Origin of the sequence: Enhygromyxa salina (genome assembly GCF_000737335.2) — a bacterium.
Lineage (GTDB): Bacteria > Myxococcota_A > Polyangia > Nannocystales > Nannocystaceae > Plesiocystis > Plesiocystis salina_C.
Genome location: NZ_JMCC02000068.1, coordinates 38,788 through 51,969 on the forward strand (window position 1 = coordinate 38,788; position 13,182 = coordinate 51,969).

General features: G+C 67.6%; 11 protein-coding genes. 2 read left to right on the forward strand and 9 right to left on the reverse strand.

Annotation, left to right across the window (positions count from 1 at the left end):
* Positions 1–86: 86 nt before the first annotated feature.
* From DB30_RS43435 to yihA, 8 genes are all read right to left on the reverse strand, one after another.
* Positions 87–2,210, reverse strand: coding sequence for a methyltransferase domain-containing protein (locus tag DB30_RS43435; RefSeq protein WP_052553222.1), 2,124 nt, complete (start codon positions 2,208–2,210; stop codon positions 87–89).
* Positions 2,207–2,989 (reverse strand): archaetidylserine decarboxylase, encoded by a 783-nt coding sequence (gene asd / locus DB30_RS24670; RefSeq protein WP_052553224.1) that lies wholly within the window; start codon positions 2,987–2,989, stop codon positions 2,207–2,209. Before asd ends, DB30_RS43435 begins: the two co-directional genes overlap by 4 nt.
* A 155-nt stretch (positions 2,990–3,144) precedes the next feature.
* Positions 3,145–4,566: a type I glutamate--ammonia ligase gene (glnA, locus tag DB30_RS24675; RefSeq protein ID WP_052553227.1), complete on the reverse strand. Its 1,422-nt coding sequence runs from the start codon at positions 4,564–4,566 to the stop codon at positions 3,145–3,147.
* A 64-nt stretch (positions 4,567–4,630) separates the two neighbouring features.
* Complete coding sequence (locus tag DB30_RS24680; RefSeq protein WP_052553228.1) at positions 4,631–5,023, reverse strand: P-II family nitrogen regulator; 393 nt, start codon at positions 5,021–5,023, stop codon at positions 4,631–4,633.
* Positions 5,023–6,018 carry a dihydroorotate dehydrogenase gene (locus DB30_RS24685; RefSeq protein WP_146660464.1) on the reverse strand — a complete coding sequence of 332 codons (996 nt, stop codon included), beginning with the start codon at positions 6,016–6,018 and terminating at the stop codon, positions 5,023–5,025. The genes DB30_RS24680 and DB30_RS24685 overlap by 1 nt, the downstream gene beginning before the upstream one ends.
* Positions 6,019–6,044: 26 nt before the next feature.
* Positions 6,045–6,845, reverse strand: a complete 801-nt coding sequence (locus DB30_RS24690; protein WP_146660460.1) for a dihydroorotate dehydrogenase electron transfer subunit — start codon at positions 6,843–6,845, stop codon at positions 6,045–6,047.
* Positions 6,846–6,922: 77 nt separating this feature from the next.
* On the reverse strand, positions 6,923–7,360 hold the full coding sequence (locus DB30_RS24695) for a GNAT family N-acetyltransferase (protein ID WP_146660461.1): 438 nt from the start codon (positions 7,358–7,360) through the stop codon (positions 6,923–6,925).
* On the reverse strand, positions 7,357–8,061 hold the full coding sequence (gene yihA, locus DB30_RS24700; protein ID WP_052553232.1) for a ribosome biogenesis GTP-binding protein YihA/YsxC: 705 nt from the start codon (positions 8,059–8,061) through the stop codon (positions 7,357–7,359). The genes DB30_RS24695 and yihA overlap by 4 nt, the downstream gene beginning before the upstream one ends.
* Before the next feature lie 574 nt (positions 8,062–8,635).
* Between yihA and coaE the strand changes: the two genes are divergently transcribed.
* Positions 8,636–9,925: a dephospho-CoA kinase gene (gene coaE, locus DB30_RS24705; protein ID WP_052553235.1), complete on the forward strand. Its 1,290-nt coding sequence runs from the start codon at positions 8,636–8,638 to the stop codon at positions 9,923–9,925.
* The gene (locus DB30_RS24710) at positions 9,922–11,073 is read left to right on the forward strand and encodes a CoA transferase (RefSeq protein ID WP_052553236.1); all 1,152 of its coding nucleotides are present in this window, start codon (positions 9,922–9,924) and stop codon (positions 11,071–11,073) included. The genes coaE and DB30_RS24710 overlap by 4 nt, the downstream gene beginning before the upstream one ends.
* Here DB30_RS24710 and DB30_RS24715 read toward each other — a convergent pair whose 3' ends face one another.
* Positions 11,074–13,041 carry a hypothetical protein gene (locus tag DB30_RS24715; protein ID WP_052553239.1) on the reverse strand — a complete coding sequence of 656 codons (1,968 nt, stop codon included), beginning with the start codon at positions 13,039–13,041 and terminating at the stop codon, positions 11,074–11,076.
* Between the last annotated feature and the right edge of the window lie 141 nt (positions 13,042–13,182).

The following is a 13,182-nucleotide window of genomic DNA, read 5'->3' on the forward strand; positions in this document are numbered from 1 at the left end:
CTGCCGCCACCCAGCCTGGACACTGGTTCGCCCCTGCTCCCCCACCCCTCGGCCAGCCCCGCCGCCGGCAGCGACTTTTGGAGAGATCACTTTCGCTCCGCGACCATCCAGATGTCGGGAGATGCACTACCGTAGAACCGACCCCGGGTGTCACGACTGCCGGACACCTCGATCACGCGCAGACCGATCTGGGACATGGCCTTGCCGAGATCTTGCACGGTGTAGGCGCGCATGAACATGTAGTGCTCGTGCTGCCGCCCGTCGTCGAAGATGATCGTTCGGTGGATCCGCAGACGGTTGGCAAAGAAGTTCATCTCTGCCTCGTCGATGACCATGCACCGCTTGCCCTGCCACCAGCTCCTCGAGGGCAGGTGCGGCGCGACGAAGTCTCGGTTGAACACGTGCAGCAAGAGCTTGCCCCCGGTGGGGAGCCGCTCGTACATCTCCTGCAAGCACAGGCGGTTCTGTTCTTCTTCGAAGTAGCCGAAGGTCGACCCAACACACACGACCGCGTCGAATTCACGATCACGGGGCAGCCGACGCATGTCGCCGTGCATGAACACGACGCTGTCGTCCTCGATCCCGGCGAGCTCCTTGGACTGTGCGGCAGACAGCAGCAGCGCCAGCGAATTGTCGAGCCCAGTCATGCGCAGGCCCAGCTTGGCGAGCTGGACGGCGTGGGCTCCCTCGCCGCACCCAACGTCGAGCACGTTCGCGCCCTCGGGAAGCCCCAGCTGCGCGTGGATGAACTCGGCGTCTCGCGCCGCGGTCTCCTCCCAGCTCGACGGATACAGGGCCAAGAAGTGCTCGGCGAAGACGTCGTCGTACCAAGCCTTGCGCCGCTTCGGCTGAGGCTTCGCCTCGGGCGGTGTCGGCGGCTTGACCTCTTCGGCGGCGGCGGTCGGCGTCCCATGATCGACCTCCTCGAGATCGGCGCTATCGAGGTTCTCGACTTCGAGGTTCTCGACTTCGAGGCTCTCGACTTCGAGGCTCTCGACTTCGAGGCTCTCGACTTCCAGGCTCTCGACTTCCAGACCCTCGGCCTCGAGGCTCTCGGCCTCGTCTGGGTCGATCTCCTCTTCGTGGTCCGCGTCTGCCGTAGGGATCGCCGGCGGGCGTGGAGGAGGCGGCGCAACAGCTGGCTCTTGGCGGGTCAGAGATGGGATCACGACCGCGGTTGCGCCTGCTCCCACCACTGGCGGCCTCAGCCCGCTGCTTGGTGTGTCGCGACTCTGCTGCTCGGCGGGCGCCCCCGCCTCGGCGATCGTTGGGTCAGGCGCCTGCGCGGCCGCATCAGGCCGGACCGGCGCCACTGGGGGGGCGAGCGGGGCCGATGGGCTCTGCTCCAGCCGCGCGAGCATCGGGATGACAAAGCCAGCGAACGCATCTGGACCGCTGTCCTCGCTGGTCTTTGAGTCTTCGTCATCATCCGCGAGCAATTCGAGCTCGGACGAGTCGACGCGCTCGAGAACCTCTGGGGCACCGGTTCCAACAGGGTGCTCGGCATCGGCCGCGGCCAACTCGGGAGCGTCGGCAGCGGCAGGTGCGATCGGCTCCTCACCAGAGGCGTCGAGCACGGGATGCTGCGCCGGGGCCGGCGCAACTACGGCCGGCGCAGCGACTGCTGGCGCAGCGACGGCTGGCGCAACGACGGCTGGCGCAGCGACGGCTGGCGCCACCGGCCGACTCAAGTTTGGAATGACGAACGCGGCCTCCTCGGGGGCAGGCGTGGCAACCTCGGGGGTGGTCTCCACCTCGTCTGGCGCGGGCGCGGGATCCGGACCAGGGGGCTGGGCGCTCAGGGACAGCGCCGGAATGTGAAAGCTCTCTCCCCCATCCGCCGGAGCCGCGTTGGACACCGTCTGCGCGGGCGCGTCGTCGGTCTCGGGCACGAGCTGCTGCTCCTGCTCTCGGGCTTGCTCCTCCGGGTCGGCGGCATACGAACCGCTCTCCCACGACGGCCGCTCCTGATGCTCATCGAACGCTGCGCTGTGGGGTGGCGGCGGGACTCCAGCAGCCGCAGCGTCCTGCTCGGGATCGGGGATCGCCGGTCCAGGAGCGTCGTCGGCCGGGGCATCCACGTGCTCGGTCGCTGGCTTGCCAACCCAGAGTGCCGAGAGTAGGCGCTCATCCAGCGCATCGATCGGGCCCTCCGCGGGGGCCGCCCCGGCCCCGACGAGCCAAGCATCATCCGCAACTGTCCAGCTCATGACGGCTCCTTGCGTCGCAGCAGCGCCTGGCCAAACTCGAGGCGCGAGTCGGGCCCAAGCCCATCGACGAGCTCGAAGCCGGGCTCCGTCAACAACACCACCGTGCTCCCCAGGTGGAACACACCAAGCTCGTCGCCCTTGGCCAAGAACGGCGGCGGTTCGAGCTCCAGCGACTGCGTCTGGGTTGGGTGGGCGTCGACCTGCCGGTATCCGCAGCTCATGTGACCGACCCCAAACGCGGCGACCATGACGACTGCGACGGTTCCATGGTCGGTCCTGATGACATGAACTTGACGCTCGTTGACAGCAAACAACCTGGGCTCTCGGGCGACGGCCGCGTCGTTGACCGGCAGCAGCCGGCCGGGGATCAGCATGATCCGGGTCGCGACGCCCGAGATCGGCGCGTGGACGCGATGATAGTCGCGTGGGTGCAGGTAGATGACCGCCTGAAGCCCGCCGACGAAGCGTGCGGCGAGCTCGGAGTCACCGATGAGCTCACCGATCGCGTACGCGTGCCCCTTGGCGACCACCACCCCTTGGGCCTCGACCTCGGCGACCTCGCGGAGGCGGCCATCGGATGGTGAGATCAGAACCTCTGGCCGCTTGTCGACGGGCCGGGCGCCGTCGCGCAGGCCGCGGGTGAAGAACGCGTCGAAGCTGGGGAAGCCCTGCGCGAGCTGGTCCGGGTCGACGTCAGCGAGATCGACCGAGAAGTAGCGCGAGTAGGCCGAGACCGCCGCGCGACTGACCCCGGCAGGGAGCGGCAGGCGAGTGGCCATTCCCATGGCCTGACTCGCCGCCAACGCGACCTTAGGCGGCGTGCGCTCAATCAGGGCAGCCGCGATACGGCCTCGCAGTGAGAGGTCCGAGCTGCGCATGGGTGCCCAAGCGTATCCGAGCGGCGGCGCCTCCCGCAAGCTCAGCGGACGAGCTCTCAGCAGTCGAAGTACAGCGAGAACTCGTGGGGGTGGGGTCGCGAGCGAACCTCACCAACCTCGTTGGTCCGCTTCCACGAGATCCACGCGTCGAGGAGATCGCGCGAGAACACGTCGCCAGCGAGCAGGAACTCGTGATCGGCCTCGAGCGCGTCGAGAGCCCCCTCGAGCGACGCAGGGACCGAAGGAACCCCGGCGAGCTCCTCGGGGGTGAGGCTGTAGATGTCCTTGTCGAGCGGCTCCCCCGGATCCATCCGCTTTTGGATCCCGTCGAGACCGGCGAGCATCAGGGCGGAGAACGCGAGGTAGGGGTTACACGCGGGATCGGGCGTGCGGAATTCGATGCGGATCGCCTTGGGCGAGCTGCTGTAGGTCGGGATCCGAATCGCGGCCGAGCGGTTGCGCGAGCTGTACGCCAGGTTGACCGGCGCCTCGAAGCCCGGGACCAAGCGCTTGTAGCTGTTGGTGGTCGGATTGGTGAAGGCACACAGCGCGGGTGCGTGGTGGAGGATCCCCGCCACGAAGTGCAGCGCCAGCTCGGACAAGCCGGCGTACTGCTCGCCGGCAAACAGCGGCTGCCCGTTCTTCCACAGCGACAGGTGCGTGTGCATCCCGTTGCCGTTGTCGCCAAACAGCGGCTTGGGCATGAAGGTGGCGGTCTTGCCGGCCCGCCGCGCGACATTTTTGATCACGTACTTGAACCACGTGATCTTGTCCGCCTGGCTGAGCAGCGAGTCATAGCGGATGTCGATCTCGGCTTGGCCGCCAGTTGCGACCTCCATGTGCTGCCGCTCGACGACTATCCCGAGCTCCTCGAGGGTCAGGACCATCTCGGTGCGCAGATCGTGGTGCGCGTCGGCGGGCGGAACGGGCACGTAGCCGCCCTTGTGCCGGATCTTGTAGGCGAGGTTGGGGAATTCCTCGCGCGCGCTGTTCCAGTGGCCAAGGTCCGAGTCGAGCGCGTAAAAGCTGCGCTGCGGCGAGGTCTCGTAGCGGACATCGTCAAAGGTGAAGAACTCCGCCTCGGGCCCGACGAAGCAGGTGTCGGCGATCCCGGTCGAGCGCAGGTACTCCTCGGCGCGCGCGGCCAACGACCGAGGGCAGCGCTCGTAGTCACTGCGCGTGATCGTGTCGGCCGCGTTGCCAAGCAACACGAGGGTCGGGACCTCCATGAACGGATCGACCTTGGCCGAGCTCGCGTCGGGGATCACGAGCATGTCCGAGGCGTTGATGGTCTTCCAGCCGCGCACGGACGAGCCGTCGAAGCCGAAGCCCTCTTCGAAGGCGTCCTCACTCAGCTCGTGGGCGGGCACCGTGAAGTGCTGCCAAGCACCGAGCATGTCGATGAAGCGCAGGTCGACCATGCGGATCTCCTGCTCGCGGATAAAGTCGATGACGTCCTTGGGCGTTTGTTCGCTCATGTGCTTTTCGCTTGGCTAGTTCGCTTGGCCGGTTCGCTTGGCTAGTTCGCTTGGCTGGATGAATCTAGAGGGCTGACTCGCCGCGCTCGTCCGTGCGGATGCGAACGGCTTCGAGCACGGGGAGCACGAAGATCTTCCCGTCACCGATCCGGTCCGAGGCCGCGACCTCGCGAATCGCGGCGATCACCTCTTCGGTGCGCGCGGCGGGGATGACGATCTCGATCTTGATCTTGGGCACGAAGTCGATGACGTAGGCCGAGCCGCGGTAGAACTCGGTCTTGCCGCCCGTGCGCCCAAAGCCCTTGACCTCGGTCACCGTCATGCCGCCGACATCGAGCTCGGTCAGGCGCTCTTTGACGTCGTCGAGCTTGAAGGGACGGATCATCGCTTCGATCTTGACGAGGCCCTGATCGAGGCCTTGATCGAGGCCCTGCCCGTGATCAGCGTGGTTGGACATCAGCTCGGCTCCCCCTCGGGTTGAGCGGCCGGTCGAGCGGCCGCAAACACGGGCTCGGCTGGGTGCGGTTGGAGGGTGGCCACGGCCTCGGCGACGCTGCGGATGCCGAGCGTGGCCATGAGCTCGCGCAGCTCGTGGGTGACGCGCACGGCGGCGCCGGGATCAGAAAAATTAATGGTCCCGAGTTGGACGCAATGGGCCCCCGCGATCAGGAACTCGAGCGCGTCTTCACCCGAGAGGATCCCGCCCATGCCGCAGATCGGAAACCCAGGCAGGGCGCTGGCGACCTGGTGGACCATGCGCAGCGCGACCGGCTTGATCGCCGGGCCCGAGAGGCCGCCGTAGGTCGTGGCGATCCGCGAGCGACGGCTGCGAACATCGACGGCCATGCCCGTGATCGTGTTGATCAGCGAGACCCCGGCTGCGCCCGCTTGCTTGACGGCGTCGGCCATGCCGACCACGTCGGACACGTTTGGCGTCAGCTTGACGACGATCGGGATGTCGGTGACCTCGACGCAAGCCTTGGTGAGGCGATGCGCGACCTCCGGTACGGTCCCAAACTCGATCCCGCCCTTCTTGATGTTGGGGCACGAGATGTTCATCTCGAGCACATCAATGCCGCCGCCAGCGCCCTCGCCCAGGGTCCGCGCGCACTCGACGTAGGTCTTGAAGTCGGTGCCGAAGAAATTGACCCACACGCTGACGCCGAGCCCGGCCAAGAACGGCAGCTTCTCGGTCAAGAACACCTCGCAGCCCACGTTCTCGAGCCCGATCGAGTTGAGCATGCCCGACGCGGTCTCGTAGATGCGCGGCAGCGGGTTGCCGTGGCGCGGCAGCGGCGAGATGCCCTTTGTCGAGAGCCCGCCGATCTGGCGAAGATCCATGAACTGCTCGAATTGCTGACCGTAGGCGAAGCAGCCCGACGCGGTGAGGATCGGGCTGCGCAGCGCCAGCGGGCCAAACGCGCAGCCCAGCTCGACCTGCTCGGGGGCGATCGCCGCCAGGCTTGGGCCGGCGTCGCTCACCAGCGCACCTGCGCCGCTTCGAACACGGGCCCGTCTGTGCAGCAGTACTTGTAGGGCTTGTCACCGTAGACCGGGACCGCGCAGCCCAGACACACCCCGAACCCGCAGGCCATCATCTCTTCGAGGCACAGGTAGGTAGGGATTTCGTGGGCCAGGCCGATCTCACGAAGCGCGCGCAGCATCGGCGTGGGGCCGCACGCGAGCAGCTCGACAGGCTCGGCGCGGGCCTGGGCCAGCTCGATGCGAGCGAGCAGCGGCGCCGTGACCCGGCCGTGCACCCCCCGACTGCCGTCTTCTGTCGCGAGCACGGTCGGGATGCCCCAACGCTCGAGATCGTCGGTGAGCACCAGATCGTCGGCTGTTCGGCCGCCGTAAAACATCTCTGGAGTTGGTGCTTTGGTGGCGGCCAAGGTCCGCGCCAAGAAGTGGAGCGGCGGAAGCCCGACACCGCCCGCGACCAGCAGCTGGGTGCGACCTTCGGTCGGCGCTGGAAATCCTTGGCCAAGTGGACCCGTGACGGTCATCGGCGCCCCCACCGGCATGTCTTGCATGAGCGCGGTGCCACGGCCAAACACCTTGAGCAGGACCGAGAAGCGATGGCGATCGATCGGCTCGAGCACCGAGAACGCGCGACCGTTGAGCAGATCCCGGCCCCAGTCGCCGCGCAGCATCACAAACTGTCCAGGCGTGGCATCCGCGACGGGGTTCGCGCGCTCCGACGCGAGTTCGAGGACGAAGTACCCCCCGGTCAATCGGCGATTTGCCGCGATTTCGACCTGGAACTGGGTCGTGACCACGGGCGAGTCATATGCGATGCGACGGCCGTCGTCCACTCTCGGCGCGCATGCTCCCGCACACCTTCTTGCTCACTGCATCACGACTTTGGACCGATCTCGAGGTCCATCAACAAGGCGGCGTCAGGCGGATCCCGGTAGTAGCCTGGGCGCCGGCCGACGCTGCCAAATCCGTGGGCGCGATACAGCGAACGAGCGGCGACGTTGCCCTCCGCGACCTCGAGCTGGATCCGCTCGCAGCCAGCTCGACGTGCGTGAGCGATGACGGATCGCAAGAGAGATCTCGCAAGTCCGCTCCGACGAGCCCCCGGCTCCACGCCGATCCGGCGCAGCTCGCAGGACTCGAGAATCACCTGCGCGCAGGCGAGCCCGCGCGCGGGGACACCGGCCAACAGGACGATCCCACCGCCTTCGATCGCCGCCCGCCAGCCCGCTGCCCCCCACGGTCGCGCAAAACAAGCCGCGTCGAGTGCATCGAGCGTGGTCAGATCCTCGAGCGTCGCCACCCGAACGCTCAAGGCGACGCCTCGCTCGGGGTCTCGCTCGGCGCCTCGCTGGCATCGTCACCGAGGCGCGCGAGTTCGTCCCCCAGCCCGCCCCCGCGATCCCGGACCGTCAACCCCAAGCCCGAGCTGGCCGAGGTCAGCAACACATCACCTGGGTCGATGCCGAGCGAAGCCGAGAATTGTTTGGGCAGCAGGCCGCGCTCGGCGGCACCGAGCTTGTCGGACTTGGTCACGCACACCAAGCACGGCAGCTCGACCGAGGCGCAGAACTCGAGCAGCTCGAAGTCCCCGTCCAGGGGCCCACGACGGGCATCGACCAGCACCAGCAGCGCACGCAGGTTGTCCCGCTCGCGCAGGTAGCCCTCGATCATCGGGCCAAACGTATCGCGGACCTCACGGCGCGCCTTGGCGAAGCCATAGCCGGGCAAGTCGACCCAGCGAAGATCAACCGTGCGCTTGGCCGGCCCGCGCAGCTGCAGCTTGAAAAAGTTCAACAGTCGGGTGCGCCCCGGCGTCCGGCTGACCCGCGCGAGCCCGGTCTGTTGGGTGAAGGCGTTGAGCAAGCTGGACTTGCCAACGTTGCTGCGCCCCGCGACCGCGATCTCCGGCAGGGTCGCCTCGGGACACTGCTTCAGCCCCGGCGCGCTCAGCTCGAACGCGGCCCGGCTGACCTGCCACCGCGGGGGACGAAGCGTCTTGCCAGACTTGGCCACGGCCGAGAGTCGGCCACCCTTCCACCCATGTCTAGTTTTGACCCCCACATGCACCTTAGACTGCGCCGACTGCAGCCGCTGACGCGTCTGGTCGCTTCGCTCCTCGGGGCCGTTTGTGCGCAGGCGTATGTGTGGCCCCCTAGGAGGGGGCTCGGGTGACTTCGGCGGACGCTGGCGTCGCGTATGGGCCCAACATGAACCGCCGTGGTTTCGCGGACGCCGCGAGCCCGTTTCAGTCCCGGAAGGGGGCCACATACGCCTGCACACAACTGGCCCCGAGGAGCGAAGCGACCAGACGCGAAGCGACCAGACGCGCCAGCGACCAGACGCGAAGCGGCTGCAGTCGGCGCAGTCTAAAATACATGTGGGATCACGGACGGCTCCGCCAGTTTACAAAGGACGTCACGCAAATGGAGCGGTACCCGGTGGCTACAGGTGCCCAGACAAGAGCCCCCTCCTAGGGGGCCACACATACCCCCGCGAACAAACGCCCCCCCAGGAGCGAGCGCAGCGAGTGACCCGCGAAGTGCGAAGCCGCCTGTGGGGGTCCAAAAAAAGCGTTACTCTAGGCCCGATGGAGGTCTACGGACTCACCGGGGGGATCGGCAGCGGCAAATCCACGGTCGCATCCATGCTCGAGGAATACGGGATCCCGGTCGTGTCCGCGGACGAGCTCTCGCGCATGGTCGTGGCGCCGGGCAGCCCCGGGCTCGCGGATGTCGTCAACGCGTTCGGCCCCGAGGTGCTCGACGAGCGCGGCGAGCTCGATCGCAAGAAGATGGGCAAGATCGTGTTCGCTACGGCAGAGCGGCGCCGACAGCTCGAGGCGATCCTGCACCCGCGGATCCGCGAGCGCTACGAGCAAGTCCTCGACGCGCTCGAGAAGGCTGGCCATCCGGTGATGGTCTACGAGGTCCCGCTGCTGTTCGAGAAGAAGCTCGACCAGCAAGACGAGATGAAAGCGGTGATCTTGGTCGCGGCCACGGCTGACACGCGCATCGCTCGGGTCAAGGACCGCGACGCGCTCACGACCGACGACGTGCTCGCCCGCATGCGGACGCAGATGCCGGAGGAGGAGAAGCGCGAGCGCGCCGACTACGTCGTGCACAACGACGGCGACCTCGACGACCTCCGCCGCGAGGTCGAATACTTGCTCTCGCGCTTCTTGCGAATTCCGCTGCGCGCCGAGCAGCGCGTGCACACCGGAGAAGATCCGCTCGAGGTCGTCGAGGTGCTCGACGCCGAGCTCGAGGTCGTCGAAGTCGACGAGGTGCTCGACGAGGCGGAGATCGACACCTTGTCCCCCGAGGAGGTCGCCAACGAGCCAACGAGCCCGATCAGCGTCGCGTCACCCGAAGCCGCGCCCTCCCCTTCCCCTTCCCCTTCGGTCGATCACCTCGAGCTCTCGGTCACCAGCGAACACGCGCCGGGTTCTGCGCCGGTGCCCACCGCTGCAGCGGGCTCGGTGCCCCAGCTCGAGGTCGAGCTCCAACCTACGACACCGATCCCCACGGCGGGTTCACATCGTAGCGGGAGCTCGTGGATCCCCGCGACGCCCGTCGCCCCCCAGGGTGCCAGTCCGGCGCCTGCTCCCGCCGCTCCCGCTGCTCCCGCTGGTGGGCCCACCGCTGCCTCGAAGCGCCCATCCCCAAGCCCTGCGCCTCCCGTGATCCCGGCGCCCACCAGCGGAACCACGCGAGACCAGGACTCGTCCGCGCGACCGGTGGCAGCGACGCGCAGCGGTCGTCCACGCGCGTCCACGAGCCCCCAGCTGTCGGCCCCCGACATCGCCAAGGCGCTCAATCCGGATCTGCTCGGCGAGCGGAGCGGTCACAACGCTGGCAACGACGAGGAGCCCACGTGAGCGAGAGCGCTGGCGCGCTCGCGGGCACACTCGTCGTCGACTGCACTCGCATGCTCCCCGGAGCGGTGCTGGCCCGCAGCTTGATCGATCTTGGCGCGCGGCTGATCAAGATCGAGGATCGCCACGGCGACATGATGCGCCACGCCCCGCCGCTGGTCGGTGGGATCGGTGTCGGGTTTTGCGTGTACTACCGCGGCGCGGAGTCGCTGCGCCTCGATCTGCGCACGCCCCAAGGGCTCGCGCGCCTGCGGCGATTGCTGCACCGCGCCGACGTGTTCCTCGAGAGCTTTCGCCCAGGGACCCTCCAGGGTTGGGGCCTGGATCTCGACCAGCTGCAGCGCGAGTGTCCGCGTCTGATCAGCTGCTCACTGCCTGGCTACGCCGACGATGATCGGCGCGTCGCCCACGATCTCAACCTCACCGGGCTGACGGGCCTGCTCGGGCAGCTGCCAGGTTCACGCCTGACGCACGGCGGCGGCGAAGACATCCCCCGGGTGTTGGTCGCCGACATCAACACCGGCCTGCTCGCAACGTCCTCGGTCCTCGCCGCCCTCGTCGGTCGGGCTACCACCGGTCGCGGGGCCAAGCTCAACCAGCCGCTGCTGTCGGGTAGCTTGCCCCTGCTCACCTGGCCCTGGGCCGACCGCGCCGCTGGTGGCGATGGCGTGCTCGAGACCGTGCTCGCCGGCCGCGTGCCGTGCTACCGCTGCTATCGCTGCGGCGACGGCAAGCTGCTGAGCGTTGGATGTCTCGAGCCAAAATTTTGGCAGGGCTTGTGCCAAGCGATCGGCCGGCCCGAGCTCGCCTCCGCGGGCCTCGATCTTGGTGAGCGTGGGCGCGCCGCAGCCGACGCCGTGGCCGAGCTGTTTGCGACCCAACCACGCTCGCAGTGGCTCGCCACCTTCGCCAACAAGGATCTCCCGGTGGCCGCCGTACACGATCTGGACGACGCCCGCAGCGAGCCGATCATCGCATCGGCCGGCCTGCTCGAGCACACGCCCATGCCCGGCGGCGGCGTGCTCACGGTCCCCGGCCCGGCGCTGCCGTCGATCGGCCGCACCCCCGCTCGCGCTGCGCCCCGGCTCGGCGAGCACGACGACGCGATCCTCCGCGAGCTCGAGGCCGAGCCCAACCAAGCGCAGCCCTGATCAGTCGGTGCCGTAGTCGGTCGCGGCGAAGCGGTCGACGACCTTGAGCACGCCCATCAGCACGTGTTGCACGTTGTCGACCCGGATCTCGTTGCGGATCACCGTTGTTCGCAGACCGCCCTTGGTGCGCTCGCGATCGGTCACGTAATACATGTCCACGTCGTCGACGAACTGGATCTGCATGACGCTGCGGATCGCCCGCGACAGCGCCTTGCGATAGCGATCCTCGCGGGGCTTGTCGCCGACGATCTTGGCCATCTCGTAGGCGTCGATGATCCCTTCGATGTAGACCCCCGTCGACGACGCGTGGGCAGATCCGTAGTCGGTCTCGCGCGAGTAGAAGCGGCCCTTCTCGTCGTCGAACGCCGACTCCTCCCAGACCTCCATCTTGTCGATCAGCCAGTCGTTCATCTCGAACACGAAGGCGACGAGCTCTTCGGGCGCGAACTCGACTGGGGTCTCGGGGGTCGTCCCGACCGGCCAGCCCTCAGGGGTCAACTTCGGCGCGGCCTCAGCGACGGGCGGCTCCCCGCCCTCTGGCGTCGGCTCGACCGCGGGCGGATCCGCGGGCGGACTGCGGAGGGCCTCCCACAAGATGAAGTCGGCCTGGGTGTGCCAGGGGATGAACGAGGGCCGACGCCGCTTGGGATCGCTGGGATCCAGGTGCCACGCCCGGTAGTAGCGGAAGCTGGTCACGAACCGGCGAAACAGCTCCGGATCGCGGCTCTCCCGGTACAGCTGCGCCCACAGCAAGAGCGTCTCACCGGGGTAGAAGTTCTGGACGTTGGCGTTCTTGCCACCGTTGGTGCGGGGCTTGAAGAAGCAATTGAACGAGCCGTCTTCGGACCACAGCTCGTTGACCGTTCGCCGCAGGCCGTGCTCTTGGGTCTGCCAGCGCGCCCGCTCGGGGTGGTTGACGATCGCCATCGCGGCCAGCGCGACCGCGCCGAGCTTGACCTTGCCCTGAAATTCGATCGTCCCGAACTCGCCCTCTTGCTTGTAAAAATGCTCGAGGTTGTAGTCGATGTTCTTGGCGATCCGGGCCCACAGCTGCGGGTCGTCGCGGCGCTCGGCGATCTTGATCAACGCGTTGGTCGCCATCCACTGGCGGATCATGTTGTTGTCGTTGGGCTTCTCGCCGCTGATCGTTGGCAGCCACATGTACGTCATGCGGCCGTCCTCGTGCAGGTGAGTCAGCATCCAGCCGATCAACAGATCAACGGTGGCCTGGGTGTTGGCTTGCGTCACCTCGCGCGGCTCGACGTAGACGTTGCCGCGCAGCAGCTTGATGCCCTCGCCCGAGGGCAGCTTGACGAGCAGCTGCTGGTTCTCGAACACGCGGGCCTTGCCGCCCGCCGCGAAGCCGTCGTGGTCGACGCCGGCCTGCTTGAAGAAGCGATTGACGACCTGCTTGAAGCCCTCGCCAGCGGCCAGCATCTTGGTTGGAGCCGTGCGCTCGGTGTGCTCACCGTGGCTGAGCTCGAGCCCGCGGATCCCCGTGCGCTTGCCGGAGGCCGCCCGGTACAGCTCCTTCTTGCTGGGCTTCTCAACGGTGCGAAACGAGTGGGCAAGATCGATCTCGACAGTGTCCGGACTCGCACCCGCTGGCACGCCCGCCTTCGCGCTAGCGAGCGCCTTGGACAGGCTGTTGGCGAGATCACCGTCGGGGCCCCAGGCCTCGGCGAGCAGCTTGCCCCGATCCCGCAACGCCACGTACGCGCTGCCCTGCCCTTCGCGGAGCACCGCTGGCGCCTCCCCACCCGACCCTGCGTACGCCGCCGCGACCCAAGCGCCAACCTCTTCGGCCTGCTTGCTGCTCAGCTCCGGCAGCGCGATACCGTCGACGAGCGGCTTGCTGTCCTCCGCCCGCTTGGTGGTCTTGCAGCCGGGCGCCACCACCAGACACGCGGCTGTCGCCAACCCGATCAGTACCGACCACCGCGCGCGTTCACCAAACCGGGCTTGCATGGCTAGACGGTGCGTCGGCCCCCACCACACTGTCAACCCGGGACCTTTTAGACCCCCACAGCCAGTTTCGCACTTCGCAGGCCTTCTTAGACCCCCACAGCCGCCTTCGCACTTCGCAGGTCACTCGCTTCGCTCGCTCCC